This is a genomic window from Bacillus sp. 01N45 (genome assembly GCF_056399205.1).
Map to the genome: position 1 here is coordinate 116,150 of NZ_JBFTQW010000012.1, position 26,829 is coordinate 142,978.

The following is a 26,829-nucleotide window of genomic DNA, read 5'->3' on the forward strand; positions in this document are numbered from 1 at the left end:
TTTAATAACCGCCGATATATTTCGAAAATCGCTGATATATTTTATTTCATAATTAAGTGGTCCAACTTTTATGAGAAAAGGTCGTGATATTATGTGGACACAACAAATAATCAACACGAAACGTGGCACATTTGAAATCTTTACAAAAGGAAATGGCGAACCGCTTTGCATTACACATCACTATTCACAATTTAATGAAACTGGTGATTACTTTGCGAATGTTTTCACTGCTACGCATCGTGTATTCCTCATTAATTTACGAGATGCTGGTAACTCAGCAAAAGCCAATTCAGAAAAAGAATTAAGTATGATTGAAACCGTTCACGACTTAGAAGCAATACGGGAAGCTTTACAACTCCCAACATGGCATTTCGCTGGTCACTCAACAGGCGGTATGCTTGGACTTTTATATGCAATTACATATCCAAATTCCTTACAATCATTAGTCGTGGCCGGAGCTGCAGCAAGTAATTATACCGAAACACCATTTTGCATTTATCACCCAGCACATCCTCAGTTTCATTATATGCAACAGCTCATCGAAAACTTAAAAACCCCTCACCTTACAAGTGAAGAACGGAAAGAACTATCTACTAAGAGGACAAAATTATCATTGTATAAACCAGAAAACTACAACTCTTATTTTTGTAAACCAATCCAAAAAGCAATGTCCGCTAGCCGGATGAATGCTTTCGCCAATGAATATCCTTCATTTGATTTAAGAGAGCATTTACCTTCCATCCAAACAAAGACACTTATTATATGCGGAAGACATGATGTACAGTGCCCAATTCAGTATTCTATTGAGATGCATGATGGCATACGTAATTCTATCTTTGTGATATTTGAGGAGAGTAACCATTATCCTTTTTTAGAAGAATCCAGTCGGTTTACTTCTATTACTCAAGAATTTTTTGGGATTAAAAAGAAAATTAAGGACTAACAAAGGCAATAAGTCTAGGAAGAGAGAACAAGTTTATTAGTGCTGTTTTGCTAAAGGAGGAAAATAGGGTGAAAGAAAAATTATTAAGAGTTGGAACGACTTATATTCCAGTTACCAACGTAGAGCTTTCTTTAAACTGGTATGTAAATAAATTGGGAGCAGAGTTGAACTTTAAAGACGAAGACAAAGCTATTATTAACTTTGCAAATCAAAGCTTTTTTCTAGTTAAATCCCAAGATAATCAAACCTTAAATTTTTTTGATTTTCACGGTGAAGAACGCTTTTCTATAACATTCGAAGTTAACGGATTACATGTACTAGAATCAATTCATAGTGAATTTATTGAAAAGGAAATTCTAGTTGGAGAGATTGAAAACAGAGGGCATGCTGGGAAGAATTTTGTTTTTTATGATTTAGATGGTAATAAATTTGATGTTTGGAGTGAATTAAGTCCTATTTTCAAAGAAAAATACCTAATATAGAGTGATTTTTTACAATCAGACGTAAGTATTAAATAACATAGAAAGATACGAGGCTTATTCCATTAAAGCCTCGTTAATGAATATATTAACCTTCAAAAGAAATATTTCACACTAGAAACAACAAGAAGAACAAAAAAATCATTAAACCTACATCAAGTAATACTGCCTTTTTATCTCCTTCTTTTAAACTTATCATAAAACTAGAAATTATTTTAATTCCAAAAAAGACCATCATAAATAACCAACCGAAATGATCATTCGTAGAATCTCCATCATAAAACATTTGTATTGCACCGATAATTAATAAGATAAGTACGATATTCTTTCCAATCTTTAAAGCCTTGTTTAATTTATTATCTTTTAATGTATCTCCCAAAATGTAGCACGCCCTCTCATGCTCTCCTATGTTTTATCTCTCTTTATATTTTAACATAAATTACCTATTATTCTCTTTTCGTTCGAATAACATAAAAAACCTACCAATTACTCGGCAGGTACATTACACGTTAAAGCGATAACCAGCTCCCCATACTGTTTCAATATATTGCGGGTGAGCAGGATCTCTTTCAATTTTTTCACGTAGCTTTCTAATGTGAACAACGACAGTGGCTAAATCGCCAGCTGAGTCTAGTCCCCAAATACGTTCAAATAACTGTTCTTTATTTAATACTTGGTTTGGATTTGTTACAAAGAATGTTAATAAATCAAATTCTTTCGTTGTAAACGCGATTTCTTCATTGTTTATAAAAATTTTTCTTGCTCGCTGATCAATAGAAATTCCGTGAATGTATAACGTATCGCGTTGCTTACTCACATTTCCTGATAATCTTTCATAACGAGAAATATGCGCCTTTACTCTTGCTACTAATTCACTCGGGCTAAACGGTTTCGTTATATAATCATCCGCTCCTAAACCGAGTCCCCGAATTTTATCTATATCTTCCTTCTTTGCTGAAACAAGTAAAATTGGAATGTCTTTTATAGCACGTATTTGTTTACAAATTTCAAAACCATTCATTTTCGGAAGCATAATATCTAAAATAATTAAATCATAGTCTTCCTGAAGAGCCATTTGTAGACCTACTTCTCCTGAATGTTCTACATCGACTTGAAAATCACTAATTTCTAAATAATCTCGCTGTAATTCTGCAATACTTATTTCATCTTCTACTAGTAAAATTCTCTTCATTCTACTCACCACATTCCTGTACTTTTTTCAATGAGAAGAAAATACTTGTACCTTCCCCAAGATTACTTTCCGCCCAAATTTCTCCGCCATGTTCTTCAACAATTTGCTTCGCTATCGCTAAGCCAAGTCCACTTCCACCTGTGCTAGAATTTCGCGATTGCTCTGCACGATAAAACCGCTCAAATATATACGGCAGCGTATCAGCTTCTATACCTGCCCCATTGTCCATCACTTTCACAATAACTTTATTGTTATCACTCAATACTGTTACAGTAATTTTCTTCTCTTCTTTATCCATGTATTTCACACTATTATGAATTAAATTTGATATCACTCTATTTATCTTTTCGCAATCAGCCGTTACATATAGTGGTGATGAATGTAATTGTAAGTAAACTTCTATACCTTCCTCACTTAAATCCATCTGCATCTCTTCTAATAATTCCTGCATAAACACGTTTAACTCTATCGTTTCAAACTGAAAGGGAACTCGATTCAAATCAAGCTTCGAAAACAAAAAGAGCTCATCAATAAGTGTATCCATATGTTTTGCCTTCGTATGAATGGTCGTTAAATACTTATCCATTTTCTCTGGCGTATTTGCGACTCCATCTTCTATGCCTTCTACATATCCGATAATAGATGTGATCGGTGTTTTTAAATCATGAGATATATTGGAAATGAGCTCTTTTCGATTTTCTTCATACTGCGTTTGCATCTCTATCGACTCTTTTAATTTCTTTCTCATTTCCTCAAACCCTTGATTTAATTGCCCGATTTCATCATGGGATGTAACTGGAATTTGAAAATCTAAATTCCCTTCTTTAATTCTCCCAGTCGCATCTTTCAACACAAAAATTGGTTTTATCACACTTCTTGAGACGAAATAACTTACTAATCCAATGAGTAATATCGCTAACAGTAAAAGTGCTACGAATAAAATTGGAAATAATTTTTGTGTAAGATCTACAAATGAACTTTGCCTTTTTAGTACAAATATACTCCCTTCTTCATCTCCGGGAAAATAAAAATCAAATTTTACATATCGATAAAATGTATCGCCTAGTTCTGTTGTACCACGACTATTAATATTTGCTGATTCAAATTTCGGAATGGCTTCTTTTAAAGATACACCTTCAAATATTTTTGTAGCATAAGAAATGGTTTCTCCCTTTCTTACAACTATTTTCACCCCTTCTTTTTCAAGTGATGAAACGAACGATTCATCTAATAGTTGTGATTGATTTTTCTTTGCCGCTAATTTCAATTCAATATACGTATTCTCTTCTTCTGGCGTAAGCGGCTTTTGAATATAGGAACTTTTATAGAAATTTTTCACTGATTCCAAGTCTCCTGTTATAGAAAAAACAATTAAAAATCCCGCGACTAATATGAGCGTGATGGAAACGAGAATAACAGCGATATAAGAGAATAAAAATCTTGTTTTAATAGACATATGTTACATCCTCACTTTAACAAACCATGTTATTCATAAGCATAAAAATATATGTTCAAATACTCAAGCGATTTTATAGTAATTTTAGCGTCAGTTTATAAAAATTTAATGTTCTTCTTTTACAGTTGAAATGAGGAGGTTGAAATTCCATGTTCAAAAAAACATTAAGCATGTTATGTTGCGTAATTTTTTTACAAGGTTGCTCACAAGAACAAGAAGTTAAAAAGGAGATGACAAGCATGGAGACAGCGCTACACGGTGCTGATGTAAATATTCCAGACAACGATGGTGTTACCCCGTTAGAGCATGCTCGCGCTCATAACTTTGAAGAGATAGAGAAGATTTTGTTAGAAGGACGTAAGTAAAAAGCTAATTTTTGCCTTTCTCTCCCACCCTATGCTACATTTAAGCCGTTACATCAATATTAATAGGGTAACTAACTGTTACGATTTATTTAACAAATTATAACCAAAGTTAATTAAATATATCAGTAAGCCCTGCTAGTCAAGTGATTGGCTAGTAGTGAGGGTTAACTGCGGGCAATCCCTAAAGCTGATTGAACTACAACGTGGCTAGAAATGGTGAGCGTGAATGTTGCGAAAGCAGAAAAAATCAATCAGATGGTGCAAGGTTAAATCCTAAACACTAGAACAATGGGTCTTCCGCCTCGAATCATCTAAGTCAAAAGTGATAAGATGAACGTTCAACGACTATCTCGTATAACTGACGAGAGTACACCACAAGCCTATGGTGGTGGAAAAATCCTCTATCTCTAAAGAGATAAACATATAGTCTGCGCTCATGTGAAAATATGAGAAGTTCATAAGAGAACTGGCTAAGGAATTGCGCCCTTAGTTGAACAAGATAAATTTTATTGAATCTATCAAACTTCATTGAACTTGTCGAACGTATGTGCTATGTTAGGTTCAATGAGGTGAGAATAATAATGAAATTTTCACGAGTTAGTCAAGTATCGAAATTAACAGGTTTGTATCCGAGTAGTCTCAGGAGAATGCTGGTGGAACACGCTGCCATTCAGAAGAATCAATCTTTCGTTATCTAAAAGATAAGTGCTCGAATATTCGCACAGTAAAGGAGTTAAATTCTGATGATATTGGCGAAGAAAGTCAGACTGATTCCAAAGCCTGAACAAGAACAAGTGCTTAGAAACCATGCTGGTGCTGCAAGATTTGCTTATAACTATTGTAAAAGAATGAGTGATAGATATTATAAGCTATTTGGAAAATCTGTTTCACAGTTAGCTTTACAGAAACGATTTACAAAGATCAAGAAGCGAAAGAGATATGAGTGGTTAAAAGACATTAATGCACAAGTTCCTAAACAGGCTTCAAAAGATTTTGATACGGCGAGGAAACATTCGTTCAAAAAGTACAAAAATGGTTATCACACTTCTTATAAATCCAAAAAAGATTTAATTCAAGGATTTTATGCCAATTATGAAAGACTGATTATAGGAAAGAAAGTAGTTTATATTCAGTCCATTGGAGAAGTGAAAACAAGCCAACAACTACCACGAAACAAAAAACCATCCAATCCAAGAGTTACCTTTGATGGTCGTCACTGGTGGATGAGTGTAGGGTTCCAAGAAAACTTTGAATCCCAAGAACTAACCAATGAGTCGATTGGTGTGGATGTTGGTTTAAAAGAGCTGTTTGTAGCTTCTAATGGTACGAGAGAACGAAATATAAACAAAGATGCCAAGGTTAAAAAACTTTTGAGAAGGAAAAAGTCAGCGCAAAGAGATATGTCTAGGAGATTTAAAAAAGGTGTAAAAATTCAATCTGCCGGATATGAAAAAGCTAAAACTGAGCACCTGCGGTTATCTAGGAAAATTACGAATATCCGAAATAACCATATCCATCAAGCAACAGCTAAATTGGTGAAAACCAAACCAAGGAGAATTGTTGTGGAAGACTTACCTATCTCAAACCTGTTAAAAAACAAAAAACTATCGAAGGCACTTTCCTTTCAAAAATTAAACTTCTTCTTTCAATGTTTGTCATACAAGTGCGAGAAGTACGGCATTGCGTATGTAAAAGCTGATAAATGGTTCGCCTCAAGCAAGATTTGTTCATGTTGCGGAGTAAAATACAACCATTCAGTTCAACCGGAAGGACAGTGGAGTTTAAAAATACGTGAGTGGTGTTGTGTTGGGTGCAATAGCCATCACGATAGGGATGTAAATGCGTCGATAAATTTATCAAGATGGGTAAAATAAATGCTTGATAATAGGAGGTAACGATACTGCCTCGTGTGGAGTGTTATACCCCTCGTCCCTTTGGGGCTGCGAGAACACGATGAAGCACTAACTTGTGTAAATTTGATTGAATTGTATAGATTTAGTTAAGTTTATCGTATCGGTGGGAATAAACATGAATAAACCTAAAATTGGGATGATTGGACTTGGAGGTATTGCGCAAAAGGCCTATCTTCCAACACTTACAAAAGAAACAGATTGGAATTTTGTAGGGGCGTTTACACCTAACGCGGAGAAAAGGAAACAAGTTTGCCACCAATACCGCATTCAAGACTTTCATTCTATTGAAACGTTGGCTTCAGAATGTGATGCAATCTTCGTCCATAGTTCAACTGCTACACATTATGAAATCGTTTCTGAACTTCTGAAAAAAGGAATTGACGTTTATGTTGATAAGCCGCTAGCAGCTACAGTGGAACAAGCTGAGCAACTAGTCGAGTTGAGCGAAAAGCATAACAGAAAGTTAATGGTCGGATTTAATCGCCGATTCGTTCCTATGTATGTTGCTGCAAAAGAGCAAGCTCATAATATTTCATGGGTTCGAATTGAAAAACACCGCACAAATAAAGTGGGGCCATATACGTACGACTTTACTATGTTAGATGATTACTTACATATTGTAGATACTGCTCGCTGGTTAGCTAATGATGATCTTAACGTCGTTCATAATATGATGCAAATAAATGAAAAGAATGAACTTCTTTACGGACATCACACATATACAACGCTAAGTGGACTGTTACTTTCTACCGCAATGCATCGCCACGCCGGTACAAATTTAGAACAAATTGAACTTGTAACGACAGGTAAAATCATTCGCGTAAAAAATATGAACACATTTGAAGTTGAGCAGGAAAATGCAGTTTCTCAGATTGGTTCACCATCATGGGATACGACGTTAAAACAACGTGGTTTTGAAGATGCTGTTCATCATTTTATTGAATGTGTACAAGGAGATACAAAGCCTGTTGTAGATGGATTAGAAGGATTAAAAACGCAGCAACTGCTGCAATCTCTACTGGAGAATGTAAACAAAATTTAAAACGGATACATTTTTCAGAATTTACTTTCATTCCCATTTCCCCTTTATTTCTCTCACAAATTTCTATAGAATATGTTGATAGGAATTATAAATTTCATATTGAATCGTGGAAAGGGTGGGATTAACACATGTGGAACGAGTTTAAAAAATTCGCATTCAAAGGGAATGTAATCGATTTAGCTGTCGGGGTTGTAATCGGTGCTGCATTTGGTAAAATCGTTAGTTCTTTAGTAAAAGATATTATCACACCATTACTTGGTATGGTATTAGGTGGCGTTAACTTTACAGATTTACATTTTGGATATGGTAAATCTGCTGTTATGTATGGTAACTTCATCCAAACTATTTTTGATTTCTTAATTATTGCAGCTTCTATCTTTATGTTCGTTAAAGTGTTCAACAAACTAACATCTAAAAGAGAAGAAGAAGAAGAAGAAAAGACAGAAGAAATTCCAGAACCAACAAAAGAAGAAGTTCTTCTTAGCGAAATTCGCGACTTATTAAAACAACAAAATTCTTCTAAAGATAGAGCATAATTGAACGGATAAAAAGGCATGCCCCTCGGGACATGCCTTTTCTATATTCTATAACGTTTCCGAATTCATATGAATAAATAAAATAATACCTGCAACCATAAGTACCATAATACTACCTGCAAATAGTGTAATACCCATGAACATTAAACTTGTGCTCATGTCCACTGATACACTTTCAATAAAAATAGAAATTACATACGTGATAAGGGCAATTCCTGCAAGAATACTTCCTGGAACAAATCGCTTTAAGCCATTTTGTTTTAACGTCATATATGCAAAAATAGCAGTCATACAAAGCGTAATTATCCAAAGAACGATCATCTCTTCTCCCCCCTCACAAGCCTTTTCTTTCTATTATACATGACATTGCCCTATAATAGTTAAATTTGCACTTATGTGACATATAACAAGGAACAATACCATTTTATAGCGAAGTCACCAATAGGCCATATACTCGGGAGGATTTCAATTGGAAGATGATATTGTAGGATATTTTAAACAGGTAGAGCGATTCGATTATATTACAATCGACTTAGACAAAAAGTTTTTTTATGTCTAAGTTGTACAATTAGAAACAAATATAACTTTACTAAAATTATCACTTAACTTAGACAAAGATGAAATTATTATTGCTGGCAATGTAAAACAATATAATCCTTCTAGGTTAGAACAATTAATACAAAGTTTTAAACGCACTGCACACAAACATGCCTGGAACATAATTTACGAAGTCCTGAAGAACTTTTTGCATTTTGGAAAGAAAATTGACCACCAAAAAATGGATATTTTTTATATAAATCGATATAATTACCATATATAAATATTCTTTACAAGGGAGTGTTCATAATGATTTGGATTTCACTAATCGTATTAGCCTATTTCATCATTCTCGTCCCAATACAGTATAACTATATTAAGATATTAAAGAAAAAACAGAAAAAAATGAACGTGTCACAAAACGAGCTATATGACAACATGTCTTATGAAGAATCCCAAATACACTATCATTATCAAAGCAACGTATTTACAATACCTGCTTCGCTTGTCGCAAGTATTATTTATAAGGTGAAACATGCAGCATAATATGTACGCTGTAAAATTATTATTTGAATCTGTTCATTCTGGTGAGCCTCATCCTACGAAAGTGGATGAGCATTATGAAGAAAATCACGATAAACTTTTTGAAGAAAGTATTATCCTCGTTAAAGCAAACGACCTAGAGGAAGCTCACGAATTAGGCAAAAAAATAGCTATACACTCTGAAGAATCGTACGATAATGTGTACGGTGAACAAGTCACATGGAAGTTTCGAAAAGTGCTACATGTATTTGAATTAAATGATACTTCATTTGAAACAGGAACAGAGTTGTACGCAAGATTTTTACACGTTAAAAAAATGAAACGGTAGATACAATAGTTAAAACATACTACCCTGAATACGAATAAAAGCTCACAGCAATTGCTGTGAGCTTTTTTATACTTATTTCGTTGAATCTCTAAATTGGATACGGTGAGGTAAGATAACAGTGTGATCTTCCACTTTTTCTTTGTTCATATACTTTGTTAATAGACGCATTGCTACTGCACCGATATCATACATTGGTTGTACAACTGTTGAAAGTTGCGGACGAACCATTAATGCAAGGCGTGTATTATCGAAACCAAGTACTTCTACATCAGTTGGTACGTTTAATCCAGCGTCTTGTGCTGCATGGATTACACCTAGTGCCATTTCGTCAGAAGATACGAAGATTGCTGTTGGCTTTTCATCACTGCTCCAAAGCTTTTCGAATGCTTCGATACCTGAATCATATGTGTAATCTCCATCGATTATAAGATTTTCATCATATGAAATACCTGCTTCTTCTAAAGCTTTTTTATAACCTTGTAACTTCTTCGCGCTTCCCGCTTTATTAATGAAAGGACCAGAGACGAAACCGATACGCGTATGCCCTTGCTCAATAAAGTGCTTCATTGCGTCGTAAGCTGCTTGCGTATAATCAATATTTACTGATGGCGTTTCATTTTGCTCATCAAATGACGCTGCTAATACGATTGGTACTGGAGACTTTTTGAATTCTTCAATGTGAATGTCTGTAATATCTTCACCCATGAAAACAATTCCGTCCACTTGTTTTCCAAGCATCGTATTTAATAAATGGAACTCTTTCTCTTTGTTTTGGTCAGAGTTACTTAAAATGATGTTATATTTGTACATTGTTGCGATATCTTCAATTCCACGAGCAAGTTCTGCATAAAACGTATTTGAGATATCAGGAATAATAACACCTACTGTAGTTGTCTTCTTACTTGCTAGTCCACGTGCTACCGCATTTGGGCGGTACCCTAAACGATCAATCGCTTCTAATACTTTCTTTCTTGTTGTAGGCTTTACATTTGGATTACCGTTCACTACACGAGATACGGTAGCCATTGAAACGTTTGCTTCACGCGCTACATCATAAATTGTTACGTTCATCTCATCGCACACTCCTTCTATTTTTGTTATCTATTTTTATGTATCGGTTACTTGAATGAAAAAAAGACATCAACTCTATTTGCAGATGCCACCAATCGTCCCGAGTTCTTCCTTTTACTAATGATACGATAAAAACGCAGGCTCATACAATATTTTCCCGCAAAAGTTTCGAAAAAATTCGCTTCTTTTCTCGTATTTTCGTATTTTTTATGAAAAAAAGGGCATTTTTTGTAAAAATATAGATATTCAATACGTAGAAACCTTATTTTAAGCAATACGATAGTAGATAGTAAATGAAATTTATATCGGCGATTTTTCGAATATATCGATCAAAACTCGAAATATATGAGCGATTTTCCAAATATATCGACCACAACTCCAATTATATCAGCAATTTTTTAAATATATCGACTTACCGACAGAAAACGACAATGGTAGTCATTTGATGCGCTGGATTTGGAGGTGTGCGGCACCCTGTAGAATGCGTTATATCGACAACGACAGGTAAATATGCTTCTTTCTTTAAAATCGGCACAGCGGAAACATGAAGCGTATTAAGCGTCGCTCTTTCCCTTCGTACATTTTCACTTACAATAAAAAAAAAGACAGTTTAAACACTGTCTTTTTTTATAAGAAGGAAACAAACGGTTTTTCGCTGTTTTTCTCTTTTATAATAATTGCCTCGATTTTACTCTCAGACTTTATCTGCAATTGTACTTTCGCATCTTTAGGTAATTTTTCTAACATACTTTGAGCAGCCAGTTGGGTAAGAGCCATTAATTCTGTTTTACCGTTATATTTAATAACGATATTCATATTTAATGTATCCATTTGATTTTTCTTATAAGAAACCTTAGCATTTACTGGGATAAAGTCTCCAGTAGAAAAACCTTTCATCGCATCAGCAAATTCAGTTATTTTTGTATTATCTTCTCCATGTGCTTGTTTAAATTCATCAGAAGGATATGAATATGCTTGTTCATCGATCGTATTCCAATTTCCAAGGTTCGTATCATTCTTTTGAACGGTAGCACTAGCAATATACGTCCCATTTTTTAAAGAACTTGTACTTTCTTGCTTAAAGATCGCAAACGTAATTGGAGACTTATTATACTTGTCATTTTTATTAATCGCTTCAATAAGTTGCTTGGCAACTTCAGTACCCTTAGACATAGCTTCTTCATTCGATACACTTGAAGACATGGCTAACCCGATCACAACGCCAGATAAACTTAATTCATTTGAATTCTGCTTCCCGAAATAGTCTTGTTCTATAATATTTGTCAAAACGGGTGCTTTTACTTTTGCGACTAGTTCATCAACTAACTTCTCCGGAATATACTGATTTAATTGTAGTACATGATTTTCTGTATCAAATTGCTCTTTTGCAATATTCATTAAACCATTTTCATACTCTGCTAAATCTAATTTAGAATTTGTTGTTATATTAGCTGTATTGATAACCTTTTGTTCTTTTAAAGGAATTACAGTTCTATAATAATCTTTAGAAACAGCAGTTCTCGGAATCATGCTTTTTTCTTTCGTATCCTTCTGTATAACTTCATCCTTCTTACTAATCGTATCATTACTACAAGCTCCTAGTAATAAACTTACGACCGCGAAGGATAATGCCATTTTCTTCATTACTTAAAACCTACTTTCAACAATCTAATTATTTAATTTGAACTAATAACAGTGTACCATTAAATATATTTCAACAAAAACAAAAAAAAGAAGCAAGCACCTTTCGCTTGCTTCTTTTTACTTAATATTCTCTTCTAAAGCGTCTTTTTTAATGTTCCAATGAGACGTATTCCATACTACCATCCCATCTTTTATGTATAACACTTGCGGAGATTCATGTTTAATGCTGTACTGTTCTGCAACACGATTCGAAACATCTCTCGCATCTTGTACGTATAAGTAATACGCTGGTACTGCTCTTTCTTCACTACAATACGCTTGAAATTCTGTATATGCACCGTGACTAATCGGGCATGTCGTACTATGTTTAAAAAGAACATAAGGCTCGTTTTTTTCTACTAATACTTCAAGTTCTTCAATTGCTTCAATTTTTGTCATATTCATCACGATTCACCTCTCATACGAAGTCTAGAGCGCTTTTCTTTCTTTTCAGCTTTTTTCTCAAGTCTTTCTAATTTACGCTCTTCTTTTTCAACCTTTTTCTCTTGTCTTGTCGCACGATAATGATTGTATACTTCAATTGCTGCGCTACTCCACTGTACAACTTGCGCTACTTTATCGGCATTATTTTCAATTTCGTCCGTAACAGAATCTGATACATTACGAAGTTTCGTATTTAAAGAATGGATTGTCGTTCCAATTCCATCTACACCCGATACTACTTTATTTAATGATTGTGACTTCTGTTGAATGTCATCAGCTAACGCATTTGTTTTATGTAATAATTGCTCCGTCTCTACGCTAATCCCTTGCATTTGCTTTTCTAAACCTTCTAACGTGCTTGCAACGTTTTCTAACGTCTTTTGAACCGATAACAACGTTCTGCATACATATACTACTAATACAGCGAAAGCAACCGCGATAATAGCCGCACTTACATATAAAAGAACTTGCATTTCATCACTTCCTTTATCTTTTTCATACTTTCCCCTATTATACAATCATTTTCCGTTTCGTTCTAATCCCTATCTTTTCATTAGAATTTTCATACTTATTCGTTAACTTTAACATAAATGATTCAACAAATTCCACTAAGTAGGTTACAATAGGAGAGGATACATAATTAGTAGGGAGGCTTTACATATGAAAGATCCACGCATTGAAAAGTTAGCATACAATTTAATTAACTACTCTATCCGCTTACAAAAAGGCGAAAAAGTATTAATTGAAAACTTTGGCTTACAAAAAGAACTTGTAACTGCACTTGTAAAAGAAGCATATGCAGCTGGTGGTTTCCCATTCGTTTCTTTAAAAGATCATCAAGTAGATCGCTCTTTATTAATGGGTGCTACTGAAGAACATTTTGAACAAATCGCTGCATATGAAGCAAGCATAATGAAAGATATGGACGCTTATATCGGTCTTCGCTCTGGCGATAACATTAACGAACAAGCTGACGTGCCAAGTGAAAGAATGCAAATTCACGGTCAAACAGTTGGTAAGAAAGTTCATAGAGACATCCGCGTTCCGAAAACGCGCTGGGTTGTTCTTCGCTACCCAAATGCTTCTATGGCGCAGCTTGCTAAAATGAGCACAGAAGCTTTCGAAGACTTCTACTTCGAAGTTTGTAACTTAGACTACGGTAAAATGGATAAGGCGATGGATAGCCTTGTTACATTAATGAATAAAACTGATAAAGTTCGCCTAACTGGCCCTGGAACTGACTTAACATTCTCTATTAAAGATATTCCAGCTATTAAATGCTCAGGTCATTTAAACATTCCAGACGGTGAAGTATACTCTGCACCAGTTCGCGATTCTGTTAATGGTACAGTTTCTTACAACACACCATCTCCTTACAACGGTTATACATTTGAAAATGTACAACTTAAATTTGAGAACGGTCAAATCGTTGAAGCAACTGCAAACGATACAGAGCGCATTAACAAAATCTTCGATACAGACGAAGGCGCACGCTTCGTTGGTGAGTTCGCAATTGGCGTAAACCCATACATCTTACATCCAATGGGAGACATCCTATTCGATGAAAAAATCGATGGCAGCTTCCACTTTACACCTGGACAAGCTTACGAAGATGCATGGAACGGCAACAACTCGAACATTCACTGGGATTTAGTATGCATCCAGCGCCCTGAATACGGCGGCGGCGAAATTTACTTCGACGACGTACTAATCCGTAAAGACGGACGCTTCGTTGTATCTGAACTAGAAGCTTTAAACCCAGAGAACTTAAAATAATAATAAAAACGCTCGGAATGTTCTCCGAGCGTTTTTATTTATTACCTACCATTTCTATTTTCACATGTGGACTCTCTTTTTCTACAAGCGATAAAAACTGCTCCATATGTTGCGGCATCGTAACCATATGTACTTTGTATGTATTCGTCGTAATTTCAAGGGATTTCCCAACTTGACGAATGATTCGTATCTCTTTCAATACGATATCGTCATTTAAAATACCGTACTTTAATACACCATTTTCTACTTTATGCTTTTTAATAAATACTTCCCAAACGAGTGGTACATTTACAAGGAAACATAAACCCATTCCAATTAACGCTGACATCCACTGCTCTTTATTTGAGATAATCATGACAAGTGGATATACGAACATAAAAACTAACGTGAGACAAACGAAAATTACTACCGATTTACTTCTTTGAATCGGAATGTTCATACACGCCCCCCTACCCTAAATTATACCAATTTTTCCATTTTAGTTCATAAAAAAAGGCCATTTCTACATGACCTTCTTAAACAATATATCTATAGAATTTCTTATCCACCTGTAACACTGGAAAACTTTTTGGCAAATCTTCTATATCCACACTTTGAAAACCATTCTTTTCATAAAAGCGATGTGCTGCTAAAAATTTCACTGTCGTTCCTAAGTAAATATCTTTCAGCTTTTTATTCTCAGCCCACGAAATTGCTGTTTGGAGCAACTTATGTGATGCGCCCCATTCTTTTCCGCGAAATTCTTTTTTTACGAACATTTTTCTTAACGCTACTTGCTGATTCTCAATATCTAATAAAGCTACTGTTCCAACTACTTTATCATCATAAGTTGCTACCCAAAAGTTTCCATGATTCCTTTGATAAAATGTTTCTATTTCAAGCAGGTCTGGCTGCTCTTCTTTCGTAATGGGGACATTGTACTCTTTTTGCTGAATATGCACGATAAGATCTACTACTTCATCTTGAAACGTACTTTCATACGGAATAATACGTATCTTCTCGTTCATCGAATCTCCTTCCACTCTGAAGCTAGTAAACTATATACAGCGATATCGTGAAAATGATCATATAGCCATTCATCATCTCTTAAAATACCATCTAACTTAAAACCTAAACGCTCTGGGATAGCGCGGCTTTTCACATTTTCAACACCGCATCTAATTTCCACTTTATTTAATTTTAAATCCTCAAATGCATAGTGAAGTACAGCTTTCACGCTACGCGTCATAATACCTTTCCCACCAGCATCTTCTGCCAGGTAATATCCGAGACTGGCCGCTTTCTTCCCCCAACTTACCGGATGAATGCCTACCATCCCAACGAACTTTCCTTTATAACGTATGCCACTTTCAAAACCGTCTCCCTCTGCAAACTTCTTTAACCACATCGGACAAATCTCATCATACGCACCAGCTGATTTCATCCCATCTACCCAAGGAAGCCATCTTCGTAAATGATTACGGTTTTGGTCTATTAATTGATATAGTTCCTCTTTATAATGCTTCTCTAATAACTGTAATTCGATTTCTTCGTCTACTCGAAGTGTGAACATGTTTTTTAGCTCCCTTTCAGTTTTCTTATTATTCTAACACTTACAGATGTAAATTGTTAAATATTCACACTTTCTTTTGAATTTTATATATGAACAACCACTATATATGATTGATATCTAGATATGAGTCATATATAGTTAAAGTATGGAAAAAAATGATAATTTTATAATTCAATTACGTAAAGGTGTTTTTGATCTCGCTATTTTGTCTTTAATAAGTAAACAACCTATGTACGGATACGAAATTACAAGTGCATTACAAGATATCCCTGTGTTTCATATCCCAAACGGTTCGATTTACCCCATATTAAATCGAATCACGAAAAACAATTGGGCTATTTCCTATTGGGAAGAGTCCGGTGATGGCCCAAAAAGAAAATACTATCGAATTACAGACGAAGGGAGAGAAATTTTAAATAGTCGCTTACATGATTATGATGCAGTGTATCATGCTCTAATGTTACTAGCTAAAGGAGAGGATAAAAAATGAATAAAGAACAATTCTTTTCAAATGAACTCATTACTTCTTTCTTACACGATCTTCATAAAGGTTTAATGAACCTACCTACGTCAGCAAGAGAACAACATGTGCTAGAGATCAAATCGGATTTATATGAAAATGCATTAAGTAAAGAAAGTGAAGGGATACCATTAGAAATCATCCCTTCACAAGTGATTGAAGAATTTCTTCCTCCAAAAGAATTAGCAAAGGAAATTGCCGGAGAATATACAGACGTTATTCAAGATGCACAGCAATTTACAAATACATTTATTAAATACTTTACAGGGCTATCTGTTGCTCCACTCGTTGCTTTATCAGTACCTATCGCACTTGGCTTTATAAATATTTCAGCTAATTTACCATTTTTATTAGCCTTTATCGTAAGCAATATTTGGTTCATCTGTAGAGAAAACCATTGGAATACAAAGCAATTAAAATTTTTAAAAACAATGATTTCCTTTAGTACTAGCGTTTTAATTGCACTTCCGTTTGCATTCTTCGCGATTCGAATTATGATAACAAAACAATTCGATATATTTTCATTCTATTATTTAATCGGATATGTACTTTTTAGTTCACTATATATCTTTTTATTAAAACAACTATACAAAAAGAATAAACAATATCAACAGATTAACGCTTTTTAAAATATATCGAACACAACAAAAAAAGACGCACAGCCACAGCTATGCGTCTTTTCTATTACTTCTCTGCAACTTGAACTTCTTTTACGTAAGCTGCTTCGAATTTTTGGATGTCTCCTGCGCCCATGAAAATTAGAACGCCGTTTTTATGTTTCTTTAATACATCCGTTGTTGTATCTGTAATTAGTTCTGCACCGTCAATACGCTTTTGCAGATCTTCGATTGTTAATTCACCTTTGTTTTCGCGCGCTGATCCGAAAATATCACATAAGTATACTTGGTCAGCTTTGCTTAAGCTTTCAGCGAACTCATCTAAGAACTTTTCTGTACGTGAGAATGTATGCGGCTGGAATACAGCGACAACTTCACGCTCTGGATGTTTTTGACGAGCTGCTTCAATCGTTGCATTAATTTCTGTCGGATGGTGTGCGTAGTCATCGATAATAACTTGCTCTCCCATTGGCTTTTCATTAAAGCGACGTTTTACGCCTTCAAAAGTTGTTAACTGATGCTTAACTGCTTCTACATCAACGTTTTCATAATGGCAAAGCGCGATTACTGCTAATGCATTTAATACGCTGTGGTTGCCGTATCCTGTAATTTTGAACGTGTCATAGTACGTATTACGAACGAATACATCGAAAATAGTACCATCTGTTCTCTTTTGAATGTTACGTGCTTGGAAATCATTATCTTCTCCAAATCCATAGAAAATAACAGGTACTTTCGCTTGAATTTTTTGAAGTTCTTCATCATCCCCACATGCAATAATACCTTTTTTCACTTGCAATGCCATCTCTTGGAATGCATTGAATACATCATTGATATCTGAGAAATAATCTGGATGATCAAAATCAATGTTTGTCATAATTGCATAGTCTGGATTGTAAGACAAGAAATGACGACGATACTCACAAGCTTCAAATACAAAATACTTACTATTTTCTACCCCATGCCCTGTTCCATCTCCAATGAGGTAAGATGTAGGGTGTGCACCTTGCATTACATGGGCTAACAAACCAGTTGTTGATGTTTTTCCATGTGCACCAGTTACAGCAACACTTGTGTATTGGTTCATAAGATCACCTAAGAAGTGATGGTAACGATGTACTGGGATGTTTAATTCTTTTGCTGCTACAATTTCTTCATGCGTATCAGGAAATGCATTTCCTGCAATAATCACTTGTCCTTCTTTTACATTATTTTTATCAAAAGGAAGGATCGAGATATTACGCTTTTCCAACGCTGTTTGTGTAAAGAAACGCTTTTCATAATCAGACCCTTGAACAGTATGCTTCATGTCATGAAGAATTTGAGCTAATGAACTCATTCCTGTTCCTTTAATTCCTACAAAATGGTAAACTGTCATCTTAAAGAACCTCCAACATTTCGAACTAATACAACGGCCTATCTATAAGACAGTATATGAATCTTTTCTTATTTTGGTAATCATCATACATTTTTGATGTAGTGAAGTTATTCTTTCCCTTCACTTATCAGGATAAACTCGTACGTACTTCTTTTTTATGTCCATAACAAATCCATTATAGCAAAAAAGAAGCCGCTATACTATGATAACAGAAAAACTGATAGGGTCAATCACCTATCAGTTTTTCTCTCTTTTACATATCTTCTCTTTTTTCTAATTGAACACGCTCTAGACGTGGGTTTGGACGATATTTACGACCAGCTTTCGCTTCTGGTTTTCCATTTAATTCTACGTTATCACCAGTAAAGCCAATATTCATTTTTAATAAGCTACTTCCTACTCCGTATATATCAACAGGTACGTTTTGAGCTTCAAATTCACGAATACGCTTCTCATCAAATCCACCAGTTACAACGATGTCTACATGCTGGAATCCTTCTTCATCAAGTGCTTTACGAAGTGCGAATACAAGCGATGGGTTTACACCACGTGGATCGAATGTTCCAAGTACTTCTGGGTGGCGAATGAAGTATTGATCAATCATCGTGCGCGACGTATCTACACGTACACCTTTTAATGTTGATCCAAATTCACGCGCTACGCGAAGTGCATCTGTAATGACATCATTATTGTAATCAATTAATACAACTAATTCATCTTCTGGGAATTTCTTATGATATGCTTTTGCCGCTTCCACAACATCACCATTAAACATTTGAATTAATGCGTGAGGCATTGTCCCCATACCACTTCTACCCCACCATTCATTCATCGCATGCGTCGCTTGTGCGCTCATACCTCCGATGTATGCTGCATAACCGTCACCAGCTTGTTGCGTATAATGATCGTCACGATCTCCCATGAAAATAACTGGTTTTTCTTTATCTACGCTACGCGCAGCTTGGACAACGTTATATACGTTTGTCGCAACTGATGTACGACGGGCTAAAATTCCATCAATGACACCTTCTAAAAATCCGAAATTTTCATAAGGACCATGAATTGTTAACACTGTTTCAAACGGACTAATATTATCGCCATCTTTTAAAGAGTTAATTTCAAGTTCCTCAGGATTTTTGGCGAATGTTTGTAGCAACGCAATCACTTCATCTGTTCCGCAAAGAACTGCATTTTCCTTTTGGAAAAATTGCATCGTCACAACACTTTTCGGGCGAAATTCTTCAATGATTTCTCTAGTCTTTAAAAAGTAAACGGCAGAGAACCAACCTTCTCCAACACGTTCGTCAAATTTAAATGTTCTATTTGTTAGTCTATTTATTTCACCTTTTAATTTTAATTCAATTTCTTTCATGTCGCTTTACTCCCTACTTTACTATCCAACATTTTCTATTAGTATACAGCAAAACCGTTTACTATACATTTGTTTCCTGCATAGCAGCGAATTCATCCTCAGAAATAAGGACATCTCTCGGTTTCGTTCCTCTTCCTTCAGAAATAATCCCTTGCGATTCCATCTCTTCAATGAGACGTGCCGCGCGATTATAACCGATGCGGAATTTTCGCTGTACAGAAGATGTGGACGCTCCCCCTTGTTCTACAACAAATTGACATGCATCAAAGAACAATTCGTCTTCCGACTCAGCTTGTTCTGTTTTCGCTAATAAATCCTCTTGCTTAAATAAGTAATTCGGCTTCATTTGCTTTCTCACATGATCAACTGTTTTCTCAATCTCATCATCCGATACATATACACCTTGTACACGAACTGGTTTAGACGTACCGTTTCCTAAAAATAGCATATCACCACGGCCAAGTAATTTCTCCGCGCCCCCAATATCAATAATCGTACGCGAATCAACTTGAGATGATACAGTAAACGCAATACGCGTTGGAATGTTTGACTTAATTAAACCTGTAATAACATCTACAGACGGACGCTGCGTTGCTACTAATAAATGAATACCACAAGCACGTGCTTTTTGCGCAATACGACAAATCGCTTCCTCAACATCACCAGGTGCTACCATCATTAAATCGGCTAACTCGTCAATGACAATAACGATATAAGGTAATGTCTCTCCTGGAATTTCTCGCCCACTTACAATCGTATTATAACGAGTTAAATCACGAGCACCAGCGTGCGCAAACAATTCATAACGACGCTCCATTTCTTCAACCGCCCACTTTAATGCAGCTGTCGCTGCTTTTACATCCGTAATAACAGGTGCTACAAGATGCGGAACAGAATTGTATGGTGCAAGCTCAACCATCTTCGGATCGATTAACATTAACTTCACTTCATGCGGTTTCGCTTTATATAAAATGCTCGTTAAAATTGCGTTAATGCACACACTTTTACCAGAACCCGTTGCACCCGCAATAAGTCCATGTGGCATTTTTCGAATATCCGTTACAATTGGATCGCCTGAAATATCAAGTCCTAGCGCAACTGTAAGCGGTGATTCGCTCTTTGTAAACACAGGACTTCTTAAAATTTCACGAAGGAATACTGGCTTACTTTCTTTATTTGGAACTTCGATTCCAATCGCACTCTTCCCTGGAATCGGTGCTTCAATACGAATATCTTTCGCTGCTAAACTCAGTTTAATATCATCACTTAAGTTTGTAATTTTATTTACTTTCACACCTGGGTCTGGCTGTACCTCAAAACGAGTTACCGCTGGACCTTGCGATACGTTAATAACATGTGCACCAACGTGGAAATTATTAAATGTTGTATCTAATAATTCTTTCTGTTCATCCAACCATTCCGTATTATCTAAAGCTGCCTGCTGCGGAATTGACAACAATGTTAATGGCGGAATTGCATATGTCGGTGGTGTTTGCAATACATTTCGCATATCGTTCTCTCTTTGATTTACAACATATGCTTTCTCTTGTACTTCCGTACTTGAAGTTGGCTTTTGTACTTGCTCTGCCACTACTTGCTGCATTGGTCTCTCTTCCACTTGTGGGTCCACCACTACTTGCTGCACTGGACGTTCTTCCACTTGTGATTCCACCACTACTTGCTGCATTGGTTTTTCTTCCACTTGTGGTTCTACTACCTCTTGCTGCATTGGTTTCTCTTCCACTCGTGATTCTACCACTACTTGCTGTATTGATTTCTCTTCCACTTGTGGTTCTACTGCCACTTGTTGCATTGGTCTTTCTTCCACTTGTGGTTCCACTACTACTTGCTGCATTGGCTTTTCTTCCACTTGTTGGACAGGCTTATTCTCTACTCGTTCACTCATAGAAGGTTGCATTGCATTTACTCTAGCCGCATGTCTTTCCATTAATCGCGTTCTGTCTTGTTTCAACATAACAACATTAAATGGGACATGGCGCTTTTTCTGACGTTTTGGTTCTTCTTTTTGTACAATTGGTTGCTCTTCTGAGACCGGTGTTTCCTCTACAACTTGTCGTTCTTCTGCAATCCGTGCTTCTTCTACAACTGGCTGCTCTTCCGCAATCGGTGCTTCTTCTACAACTTGTTGTCCTTCCGCAATCGGTGCTTCTTCTACAACTTGTTGTCCTTCTGCAATCGGTGCTTCCTCTACAACTCGTTGCTCTTCCGCAATCGGTGCTTCTTCTACAACTTGTTGTCCTTCTGCAACTGGTGCTTCCTCTACAACTCGTTGCTCTTCCGCAATCGGTGCTTCTTCTACAACTTGTTGTCCTTCTGCAATCGTTGCTTCTTCTACAACTCGTTGTTCTTCTGCAATTAAAACATCCGCAAAGCTTTGAACATCTTTCTTCGCTTGTTCTTCAGCCTCTGCAACATGTATGAATTCATTCGTTTGTTCAATTGCTTCATTTAAAACCATTTCTTGCTGTGTTTCCTCAAGTACTACAGGTTCTGCTTCTTCTGGCGCTTCCGTTTCCGCAATTACTTCCACTTTTTCTGACTCTTCTGTTTCCGCAATTACTTCCACTTCTTCTAGCTCTTCTGTTTCTGCAATTACTTCCACTTTTTCTAACTCTTCTGCTTCCGCAATTACTTCCACTTCTTCTAGCTCTTCTGCTTCTGCAATTACTTCCACTTCTTCTAGCTCTTCTGCTTCTGCAATTACTTCCACTTCTTCTRRCTCTTCTGCTTCTGCAATTACTTCCACTTCTTCTGACTCTTCTGTTTCTGCAATTACTTCCACTTCTTCTAGCTCTTCTGCTTCTGCAATTACTTCCACTTCTTCTGACTCTTCTGTTTCTGCAATTACTTCCACTTCTTCTGGTATTTCCACGATGATTGTTTCTTCAAGTTTTTCTTCTGCTTTGACAATCACTGATTCTTCTGGAGCTTGCTTTTCTACTTCAATAGTAGGTTGTTCTATTTCTGTATTACGTTTAGTTTCTTCTGATAATATTGTATCCTCGTGCTCTACTTTAGAATCTACTAATTCTGTTTGTAGAATGTTTTTGACCACTACATCACTTTCTTGCTTAGCATCTTCCATACGCTCAGCAATTGTTTGATGAGGTACTTCACCCGCTGGAACTGCCTGCTGTGCACTAATTTCTTGAACCACTTCTTTTTCTTCTACTATAGGCTCTTGGCGTTCAATTTCATAACCGTTTTTCTCTAGCCATTGATCGACAACTGACTTTTCTTCCTTTTTACTTTGTTGATCTCGCTGATCAACACCTTCATGACTGGAAGAATTCGTTGCTTGTCCTTCTGAGAAATCAGATAATGTATATCCTTTTTTCTCTAACCATGCATCAACGACTGATTTGCCCTCTACAGATATTTCAAGATCTTCTCTTTCCTTTTTTTCCTCCTGCTTTTCTACCTTTTTCTCTACAGAAGGACGATTATATCCGTAAATTGGCGAGATCATTTCTGTTGGACGAAATGGTCTACGGTTACTTTCTTGCGAAGGTGCAGATGCTTTCTTTACGACAGGCTCTCTCTCCGGTTCATATTGTACTGCCGGCTCTTCATATGTAGAAACTACTTTTTCCACATACTGTCGTCTACTTCTTTCCACTTTGACCCCTCTTTGAGTAGGCTGATTTTCATATGTTACAACTTGAACAGGTTGTTCTTCAAAATGCCCTGTTGCTATAACATCCTCTTCATCGAACCCATTATCCGGTACTAATGGAAAACGGCATTTACCTGCATTCCGACTTGCCATTTGTGCTTCTCTTGCTTCAGTGTAGTGGTTTACACGAGGGATCTTCGGCTGACTTTCGATTTGCTTTGGTACTTCTTTATTTATCGCTGTTTGTTCTTCCTCTTTGTTAAACAGCTTTTTCATCCAATCTAACATGCTTACCACTCTTTCTACTAAATAGTAACATCCTTTATTGTATCAGCATTCGGCAAAAAGTGCAGGTAAAATTAAGCATGTCATATTTATCCATAACATTCTAATTTACGAGTGTTTTCATATGGAAAAACGCAGCCTTCCATGTAAGACTGCGTTTAAGCTTTACTCTTCCGATACTCATCTACACTATCCGTTACACTTTGCAATAAAGAATTTACATATTGTGGGTCAGATAATTTTTTATCTTCTTCAGAATTTGACATAAATCCAAGTTCTAATAGTACGCCAGGAACCTTTGCCCAATTAAATCCAGAAAGGTCATCCCTGAATTTAATTCCATTTACTTTCACTTGATGATTCTCTCTCATTTTATTTACAATCGTTTGAGAGATTTGAAGACTTTCAGCATAAATCTCTTTCGTGTACGGACTTCCTTCTGCCGGCGTTAATACAGCAAATCCACTTTGATTCGGATTTTCAGAGCCATCTGCATGAAGACGTAAAAATAAATTCGCCTTATGATCATTCGCAAATGTCGCGCGTTCTTTATTACTTATATCCACATCTTGTGACGTTCTCGTCATTAATACTTGTATTCCCTTTGCTTCTAACTTTTCTTTTAATACGGAAGCCATTTCTAATACAAGAACAGCCTCTCTTTTTTTCGTCACAACACCAGTTGTACCATCTGTCACTTTATATTTTTGCGTCGTTGCTCCTGGCCCGATTGGCTCCAAATATAAATTTGCTTTTTGTTGATGCCCCGGATCAATAACAACAAGAAACTTTCCTTGTTTTTCATTACTCTCTACTTTTTGTTCATTATTTTGCAGCGGTTGCTCTGTTGGCTGCGCTGGCGTAGCTTCCTCTTTCTTTTCTTCAGCCAGCACTTCCTCCTGCTTCTGCTCCACTTGCTCATTCGTTTGAACTGCTAGCGGTTCTTCTTTCTTTTCTTTCTCTTCTTGCTGCTTTTCTACCGGTGCGTCTTCCTTGTTATCTTTGTTTTTTTCCTGCATAGAAGATGTTACTTCTTTTTTCGGTTCTTCTTGCGAACAACCTCCCATATATATTCCAATGAATGCGATCATGCTCATTATTTTTATATACTTCATGTGTTTCTCCCATCACTTTGCACCGGTCTCAAAGTTTTTTATAATTGTTTTATAACCTCATCCATATTTCCAATATGAACGGGTTGCCACGTTTCTGTACCACGCTCTGCCGTATAAACTAAATACGCACCATCAGCCACATTTACGAAAATCGGATCCCCCATATCTGTTTCATATCCGATAACAATCCATTCTTCTTTCCATTTTCCATGTTCTTCACCTATTAATGAATTTTTATGTTTATCATATCGATAACCGATTTGTCCTTTTTCTAATTCATTTTCGCTAAACACATATATTTCATAGGAACCTAGTTCGATATCTTGCTGTTTTGAAGTTTCAATTCGTTTCAGAAGTTCTGCAATTTTTAGTTGTTGTTTCATACGTCTATCCCCTTCTATTTTTCTAAATTTTAACTAGTTTGTTTATAAAATACAATATAGTTTTTGAGAAAAAAGGTGACATCCTTATCATATGAACGATTTTTTGAATATATCTGTCACAACTCGCAATATATCAACGATTCAACAGAAAAGAGAGGCTGTCCAAAAGGACAACCTCTCTTTTCTTACATCAATTAAAATTTGAACTCTTGTCCAACTTCAAAGCTATCTTCTAATACAAGAATACCTTTTTCTTGTGGAGCATCTGGAAGCTCTAATTCACGCGCTGAGCAAATCATTCCAGAAGAAGGAACACCGCGAAGTTCAGCTGGTTTAATTAACATACCGCTTGGCATTACAGCGCCAATTTTTGCAACGACAACTTTTTGTCCTGCATCAACGTTCGGTGCGCCACATACGATTTGTAATGTTTCTGTACCGATTTCTACTTTACAAATGTTTAACTTATCAGCATTTGGATGCTTCTCTTTTTCAGCTACATAGCCTACAACAAATTTTGGAGAAAGATCTGCTTCTACTGTTTCTTCAAAGCCGTTCTTCGCTAAAATCCCGTTGATTTTTTCTACAAATTCTTTCGTTAATGTTAGGTTACCTGTTTCTTTTACTTCTAAGTAAGAAGACGCATTAAAGATGTTGAATCCTGCTGTTACATTGCTTTCACGATCGTATACGCGTGCAACATCTCCTTTGCGATCAAAAGTACGGTTCTCTAAAGTAATATCTTGTAAGGCAACAATTAGAGTGTCACCAATTCCTTCAAGGTTGTAAAAAACGTTCACTTCGTTCATCCTTTCTCTTTTCCATCTGTCTTCTTCCGATTCTTCGCTAAAATAAAGATTGGCTCGAAGTCTCCATCTTCATATACGAATGAAAGTGATGTAATCGGAACATGCCCTTCGGCAAAAAATTTCATTGTCATTTGTGCAATAATATCATAACCGATTTCGTTGACGATATCAGCAATAATTAATACATCTTGGTGAGGAACAGCAACAACCATGTCACCAGAAATCTTTTCACGCATCGATTGTAGTAACGATTCGTTTAAAATACGCGTCGCATCATACCCATCATTTGTGTTTAAAAAGTAGAATGTATTCCCTGCTACTGTTTCTTGTTTAAATTCATAACCTAATGAGCGAGCGTTGAATAATGCCATTTCACGCACTTGTTGCTCTGTAAGTTCTAATTTTTGTAATAGACGCTCATCAATGAGTCGATACGTTTTATTCGAATCTAACGCGTAGTAAATACGTGTTTCCGCCGTATGATCCGTCATAATAAACGGATTTCCTTCTTCTGCTTGTTTCGGGAAAGAAGTAGAGCGAATAACAGGTAAAATTTTCGCTGCGCTATTTTCTTCTTTATGCATCGCAATTAACGCTTCTTGTACGTAATAAGCAACCTCTTCAATTGCTTTTTCTTTATTCACTTCCCATTTTGCCACAACTCCTGGAAGCGATACGTTAATACCTTTTTTCGAGTCTTTCTGTTCTATACGTAGAACTTCTTTCTCGCTATCATACTGAAAGTCCCATTCTGGGCGAGATAATTTCTTCATTAACTCGTCTTTCATCTTTTTACTTGTCATCTTCATCTCTTTTTCCTCCCTTCCAAAAAAATAACCTCCCCCGCGAAGGT

General features: G+C 36.1%; 28 protein-coding genes and 3 pseudogenes. 12 read left to right on the forward strand and 19 right to left on the reverse strand.

The genetic code is table 11. From position 1 onward, the window contains the following. The first annotated feature begins 70 nt into the window (after positions 1 to 70). Together AC1DMU_RS23680 and AC1DMU_RS23685 are read left to right on the forward strand one after the other, a co-directional pair. Positions 71 to 943: an alpha/beta fold hydrolase gene (locus AC1DMU_RS23680; protein WP_098133575.1), complete on the forward strand. Its 873-nt coding sequence runs from the start codon at positions 71 to 73 to the stop codon at positions 941 to 943. 68 nt (positions 944 to 1,011) lie between these two features. Continuing rightward, positions 1,012 to 1,425: a VOC family protein gene (locus AC1DMU_RS23685; RefSeq protein ID WP_000660174.1), complete on the forward strand. Its 414-nt coding sequence runs from the start codon at positions 1,012 to 1,014 to the stop codon at positions 1,423 to 1,425. Between the two features lie 106 nt (positions 1,426 to 1,531). Here the strand turns inward: AC1DMU_RS23685 and AC1DMU_RS23690 are convergent, their stop codons facing one another. The 3 genes from AC1DMU_RS23690 to AC1DMU_RS23700 all read right to left on the reverse strand — a co-directional run bounded on the left by AC1DMU_RS23690 (position 1,532) and on the right by AC1DMU_RS23700 (position 4,070). Beyond that, positions 1,532 to 1,801 carry a hypothetical protein gene (locus AC1DMU_RS23690; RefSeq protein WP_088064578.1) on the reverse strand — a complete coding sequence of 90 codons (270 nt, stop codon included), beginning with the start codon at positions 1,799 to 1,801 and terminating at the stop codon, positions 1,532 to 1,534. Positions 1,802 to 1,924: 123 nt separating this feature from the next. Then, positions 1,925 to 2,614: a response regulator transcription factor gene (locus AC1DMU_RS23695; protein WP_088064579.1), complete on the reverse strand. Its 690-nt coding sequence runs from the start codon at positions 2,612 to 2,614 to the stop codon at positions 1,925 to 1,927. A gap of 1 nt (position 2,615) precedes the next feature. Further along, positions 2,616 to 4,070, reverse strand: coding sequence for a sensor histidine kinase (locus AC1DMU_RS23700; protein WP_088064580.1), 1,455 nt, complete (start codon positions 4,068 to 4,070; stop codon positions 2,616 to 2,618). 149 nt (positions 4,071 to 4,219) lie between these two features. Here AC1DMU_RS23700 and AC1DMU_RS23705 point away from each other — a divergent pair, with 149 nt between their 5' ends. The 4 genes from AC1DMU_RS23705 (at position 4,220) to mscL (ending at position 7,926) form a co-directional block, all read left to right on the forward strand. Further along, positions 4,220 to 4,435 carry an ankyrin repeat domain-containing protein gene (locus tag AC1DMU_RS23705; protein ID WP_088064581.1) on the forward strand — a complete coding sequence of 72 codons (216 nt, stop codon included), beginning with the start codon at positions 4,220 to 4,222 and terminating at the stop codon, positions 4,433 to 4,435. 743 nt (positions 4,436 to 5,178) lie between these two features. Continuing rightward, the gene (locus AC1DMU_RS23710; RefSeq protein WP_088064582.1) at positions 5,179 to 6,309 is read left to right on the forward strand and encodes an RNA-guided endonuclease InsQ/TnpB family protein; all 1,131 of its coding nucleotides are present in this window, start codon (positions 5,179 to 5,181) and stop codon (positions 6,307 to 6,309) included. A 154-nt stretch (positions 6,310 to 6,463) separates the two neighbouring features. Continuing rightward, positions 6,464 to 7,390 (forward strand): Gfo/Idh/MocA family protein, encoded by a 927-nt coding sequence (locus AC1DMU_RS23715; protein ID WP_088064583.1) that lies wholly within the window; start codon positions 6,464 to 6,466, stop codon positions 7,388 to 7,390. 128 nt (positions 7,391 to 7,518) lie between these two features. Beyond that, positions 7,519 to 7,926: a large conductance mechanosensitive channel protein MscL gene (mscL, locus tag AC1DMU_RS23720; protein ID WP_088064584.1), complete on the forward strand. Its 408-nt coding sequence runs from the start codon at positions 7,519 to 7,521 to the stop codon at positions 7,924 to 7,926. A gap of 48 nt (positions 7,927 to 7,974) precedes the next feature. On the opposite strand, the gene AC1DMU_RS23725 is transcribed toward mscL, so the two are convergent. After that, entirely contained in the window at positions 7,975 to 8,247 is a 273-nt protein-coding gene (locus AC1DMU_RS23725) for a DUF3917 domain-containing protein (protein ID WP_000636592.1), read from the reverse strand. Positions 8,248 to 8,395: 148 nt separating this feature from the next. On the opposite strand from AC1DMU_RS23725, the pseudogene dhp61 reads away from it, so the two are divergent. From dhp61 to AC1DMU_RS23740, 3 genes and pseudogenes are all read left to right on the forward strand, one after another. Continuing rightward, positions 8,396 to 8,694: pseudogene (dhp61, locus tag AC1DMU_RS23730) on the forward strand (protein Dhp61). A 78-nt stretch (positions 8,695 to 8,772) separates the two neighbouring features. Next, on the forward strand, positions 8,773 to 9,009 hold the full coding sequence (locus tag AC1DMU_RS23735) for a DUF3949 domain-containing protein (protein WP_088064585.1): 237 nt from the start codon (positions 8,773 to 8,775) through the stop codon (positions 9,007 to 9,009). A gap of 1 nt (position 9,010) precedes the next feature. Continuing rightward, positions 9,011 to 9,372, forward strand: a pseudogene (locus AC1DMU_RS23740) (DUF4288 domain-containing protein). Between the two features lie 34 nt (positions 9,373 to 9,406). Here the strand turns inward: AC1DMU_RS23740 and ccpA are convergent. The 5 genes and pseudogenes from ccpA to AC1DMU_RS23765 form a co-directional block, all read right to left on the reverse strand. After that, the gene (gene ccpA, locus AC1DMU_RS23745; protein ID WP_001103309.1) at positions 9,407 to 10,405 is read right to left on the reverse strand and encodes a catabolite control protein A; all 999 of its coding nucleotides are present in this window, start codon (positions 10,403 to 10,405) and stop codon (positions 9,407 to 9,409) included. A gap of 466 nt (positions 10,406 to 10,871) precedes the next feature. Then, positions 10,872 to 10,976: pseudogene (locus AC1DMU_RS23750) on the reverse strand (hypothetical protein); the annotation flags it as partial. A 56-nt stretch (positions 10,977 to 11,032) separates the two neighbouring features. After that, complete coding sequence (locus tag AC1DMU_RS23755; protein WP_088064586.1) at positions 11,033 to 12,049, reverse strand: CamS family sex pheromone protein; 1,017 nt, start codon at positions 12,047 to 12,049, stop codon at positions 11,033 to 11,035. A gap of 117 nt (positions 12,050 to 12,166) precedes the next feature. Beyond that, entirely contained in the window at positions 12,167 to 12,493 is a 327-nt protein-coding gene (gene ytxJ, locus AC1DMU_RS23760; protein WP_046956174.1) for a bacillithiol system redox-active protein YtxJ, read from the reverse strand. Next, positions 12,493 to 13,005, reverse strand: coding sequence for a DUF948 domain-containing protein (locus AC1DMU_RS23765; protein WP_001197725.1), 513 nt, complete (start codon positions 13,003 to 13,005; stop codon positions 12,493 to 12,495). The genes ytxJ and AC1DMU_RS23765 overlap by 1 nt, the downstream gene beginning before the upstream one ends. A gap of 187 nt (positions 13,006 to 13,192) precedes the next feature. Here AC1DMU_RS23765 and AC1DMU_RS23770 point away from each other — a divergent pair, with 187 nt between their 5' ends. Beyond that, entirely contained in the window at positions 13,193 to 14,308 is a 1,116-nt protein-coding gene (locus AC1DMU_RS23770; protein WP_088064587.1) for an aminopeptidase, read from the forward strand. Between the two features lie 34 nt (positions 14,309 to 14,342). Here AC1DMU_RS23770 and AC1DMU_RS23775 read toward each other — a convergent pair whose 3' ends face one another. From AC1DMU_RS23775 to AC1DMU_RS23785, 3 genes are all read right to left on the reverse strand, one after another. Beyond that, the gene (locus AC1DMU_RS23775; RefSeq protein ID WP_088064588.1) at positions 14,343 to 14,747 is read right to left on the reverse strand and encodes a PH domain-containing protein; all 405 of its coding nucleotides are present in this window, start codon (positions 14,745 to 14,747) and stop codon (positions 14,343 to 14,345) included. 76 nt (positions 14,748 to 14,823) lie between these two features. Next, positions 14,824 to 15,315, reverse strand: a complete 492-nt coding sequence (locus tag AC1DMU_RS23780) for a GNAT family N-acetyltransferase (protein ID WP_088064589.1) — start codon at positions 15,313 to 15,315, stop codon at positions 14,824 to 14,826. Then, positions 15,312 to 15,860, reverse strand: a complete 549-nt coding sequence (locus AC1DMU_RS23785) for a GNAT family N-acetyltransferase (protein WP_088064590.1) — start codon at positions 15,858 to 15,860, stop codon at positions 15,312 to 15,314. The genes AC1DMU_RS23780 and AC1DMU_RS23785 overlap by 4 nt, the downstream gene beginning before the upstream one ends. A 145-nt stretch (positions 15,861 to 16,005) precedes the next feature. Between AC1DMU_RS23785 and AC1DMU_RS23790 the strand changes: the two genes are divergently transcribed. Continuing rightward, positions 16,006 to 16,350 (forward strand): PadR family transcriptional regulator, encoded by a 345-nt coding sequence (locus AC1DMU_RS23790; protein ID WP_043935380.1) that lies wholly within the window; start codon positions 16,006 to 16,008, stop codon positions 16,348 to 16,350. Further along, the gene (locus AC1DMU_RS23795; RefSeq protein ID WP_088064591.1) at positions 16,347 to 17,009 is read left to right on the forward strand and encodes an HAAS signaling domain-containing protein; all 663 of its coding nucleotides are present in this window, start codon (positions 16,347 to 16,349) and stop codon (positions 17,007 to 17,009) included. Before AC1DMU_RS23790 ends, AC1DMU_RS23795 begins: the two co-directional genes overlap by 4 nt. 55 nt (positions 17,010 to 17,064) lie before the next feature. On the opposite strand, the gene murC is transcribed toward AC1DMU_RS23795, so the two are convergent. The 7 genes from murC to AC1DMU_RS23830 form a co-directional block, all read right to left on the reverse strand. Further along, a complete protein-coding gene (gene murC, locus AC1DMU_RS23800; RefSeq protein ID WP_000219461.1) occupies positions 17,065 to 18,375 on the reverse strand; it encodes a UDP-N-acetylmuramate--L-alanine ligase in 1,311 nt (436 codons plus the stop codon). A 253-nt stretch (positions 18,376 to 18,628) separates the two neighbouring features. Next, a complete protein-coding gene (locus tag AC1DMU_RS23805) occupies positions 18,629 to 19,747 on the reverse strand; it encodes a nicotinate phosphoribosyltransferase (protein WP_000658380.1) in 1,119 nt (372 codons plus the stop codon). A gap of 61 nt (positions 19,748 to 19,808) precedes the next feature. Continuing rightward, positions 19,809 to 23,672, reverse strand: a complete 3,864-nt coding sequence (locus AC1DMU_RS23810; RefSeq protein WP_476941582.1) for a DNA translocase FtsK — start codon at positions 23,670 to 23,672, stop codon at positions 19,809 to 19,811. 155 nt (positions 23,673 to 23,827) lie between these two features. Continuing rightward, entirely contained in the window at positions 23,828 to 24,784 is a 957-nt protein-coding gene (locus tag AC1DMU_RS23815) for an N-acetylmuramoyl-L-alanine amidase (RefSeq protein WP_098133123.1), read from the reverse strand. A gap of 38 nt (positions 24,785 to 24,822) precedes the next feature. Next, positions 24,823 to 25,167, reverse strand: coding sequence for a thiamine transporter (locus AC1DMU_RS23820; RefSeq protein WP_088064593.1), 345 nt, complete (start codon positions 25,165 to 25,167; stop codon positions 24,823 to 24,825). Between the two features lie 194 nt (positions 25,168 to 25,361). After that, positions 25,362 to 25,976, reverse strand: a complete 615-nt coding sequence (gene ytpR, locus AC1DMU_RS23825; protein ID WP_001006767.1) for a YtpR family tRNA-binding protein — start codon at positions 25,974 to 25,976, stop codon at positions 25,362 to 25,364. Beyond that, positions 25,973 to 26,785, reverse strand: a complete 813-nt coding sequence (locus tag AC1DMU_RS23830; RefSeq protein WP_000784602.1) for a DUF1444 domain-containing protein — start codon at positions 26,783 to 26,785, stop codon at positions 25,973 to 25,975. Before AC1DMU_RS23830 ends, ytpR begins: the two co-directional genes overlap by 4 nt. Between the last annotated feature and the right edge of the window lie 44 nt (positions 26,786 to 26,829).

What these genes read in the sequence shown, in the direction of transcription:
- AC1DMU_RS23710 (WP_088064582.1), top strand. Translation starts at nt 5,179, where the DNA reads ATGATATTGGCGAAGAAAGTCAGACTGATTCCAAAGCCTGAACAAGAA.
- AC1DMU_RS23725 (WP_000636592.1), bottom strand. Translation starts at nt 8,247, where the DNA reads ATGATCGTTCTTTGGATAATTACGCTTTGTATGACTGCTATTTTTGCA.
- AC1DMU_RS23705 (WP_088064581.1), top strand. Translation starts at nt 4,220, where the DNA reads ATGTTCAAAAAAACATTAAGCATGTTATGTTGCGTAATTTTTTTACAA.
- AC1DMU_RS23755 (WP_088064586.1), bottom strand. Translation starts at nt 12,049, where the DNA reads ATGAAGAAAATGGCATTATCCTTCGCGGTCGTAAGTTTATTACTAGGA.
- AC1DMU_RS23830 (WP_000784602.1), bottom strand. Translation starts at nt 26,785, where the DNA reads ATGAAGATGACAAGTAAAAAGATGAAAGACGAGTTAATGAAGAAATTA.
- mscL (WP_088064584.1), top strand. Translation starts at nt 7,519, where the DNA reads ATGTGGAACGAGTTTAAAAAATTCGCATTCAAAGGGAATGTAATCGAT.
- AC1DMU_RS23680 (WP_098133575.1), top strand. Translation starts at nt 71, where the DNA reads ATGAGAAAAGGTCGTGATATTATGTGGACACAACAAATAATCAACACG.
- AC1DMU_RS23785 (WP_088064590.1), bottom strand. Translation starts at nt 15,860, where the DNA reads ATGTTCACACTTCGAGTAGACGAAGAAATCGAATTACAGTTATTAGAG.
- AC1DMU_RS23805 (WP_000658380.1), bottom strand. Translation starts at nt 19,747, where the DNA reads ATGAAAGAAATTGAATTAAAATTAAAAGGTGAAATAAATAGACTAACA.
- AC1DMU_RS23795 (WP_088064591.1), top strand. Translation starts at nt 16,347, where the DNA reads ATGAATAAAGAACAATTCTTTTCAAATGAACTCATTACTTCTTTCTTA.
- AC1DMU_RS23790 (WP_043935380.1), top strand. Translation starts at nt 16,006, where the DNA reads ATGGAAAAAAATGATAATTTTATAATTCAATTACGTAAAGGTGTTTTT.
- murC (WP_000219461.1), bottom strand. Translation starts at nt 18,375, where the DNA reads ATGACAGTTTACCATTTTGTAGGAATTAAAGGAACAGGAATGAGTTCA.
- AC1DMU_RS23695 (WP_088064579.1), bottom strand. Translation starts at nt 2,614, where the DNA reads ATGAAGAGAATTTTACTAGTAGAAGATGAAATAAGTATTGCAGAATTA.
- AC1DMU_RS23765 (WP_001197725.1), bottom strand. Translation starts at nt 13,005, where the DNA reads ATGCAAGTTCTTTTATATGTAAGTGCGGCTATTATCGCGGTTGCTTTC.
- AC1DMU_RS23715 (WP_088064583.1), top strand. Translation starts at nt 6,464, where the DNA reads ATGAATAAACCTAAAATTGGGATGATTGGACTTGGAGGTATTGCGCAA.
- ytxJ (WP_046956174.1), bottom strand. Translation starts at nt 12,493, where the DNA reads ATGAATATGACAAAAATTGAAGCAATTGAAGAACTTGAAGTATTAGTA.
- ccpA (WP_001103309.1), bottom strand. Translation starts at nt 10,405, where the DNA reads ATGAACGTAACAATTTATGATGTAGCGCGTGAAGCAAACGTTTCAATG.
- AC1DMU_RS23735 (WP_088064585.1), top strand. Translation starts at nt 8,773, where the DNA reads ATGATTTGGATTTCACTAATCGTATTAGCCTATTTCATCATTCTCGTC.
- AC1DMU_RS23770 (WP_088064587.1), top strand. Translation starts at nt 13,193, where the DNA reads ATGAAAGATCCACGCATTGAAAAGTTAGCATACAATTTAATTAACTAC.
- AC1DMU_RS23780 (WP_088064589.1), bottom strand. Translation starts at nt 15,315, where the DNA reads ATGAACGAGAAGATACGTATTATTCCGTATGAAAGTACGTTTCAAGAT.
- ytpR (WP_001006767.1), bottom strand. Translation starts at nt 25,976, where the DNA reads ATGAACGAAGTGAACGTTTTTTACAACCTTGAAGGAATTGGTGACACT.
- AC1DMU_RS23775 (WP_088064588.1), bottom strand. Translation starts at nt 14,747, where the DNA reads ATGAACATTCCGATTCAAAGAAGTAAATCGGTAGTAATTTTCGTTTGT.
- AC1DMU_RS23820 (WP_088064593.1), bottom strand. Translation starts at nt 25,167, where the DNA reads ATGAAACAACAACTAAAAATTGCAGAACTTCTGAAACGAATTGAAACT.
- AC1DMU_RS23815 (WP_098133123.1), bottom strand. Translation starts at nt 24,784, where the DNA reads ATGAAGTATATAAAAATAATGAGCATGATCGCATTCATTGGAATATAT.
- AC1DMU_RS23700 (WP_088064580.1), bottom strand. Translation starts at nt 4,070, where the DNA reads ATGTCTATTAAAACAAGATTTTTATTCTCTTATATCGCTGTTATTCTC.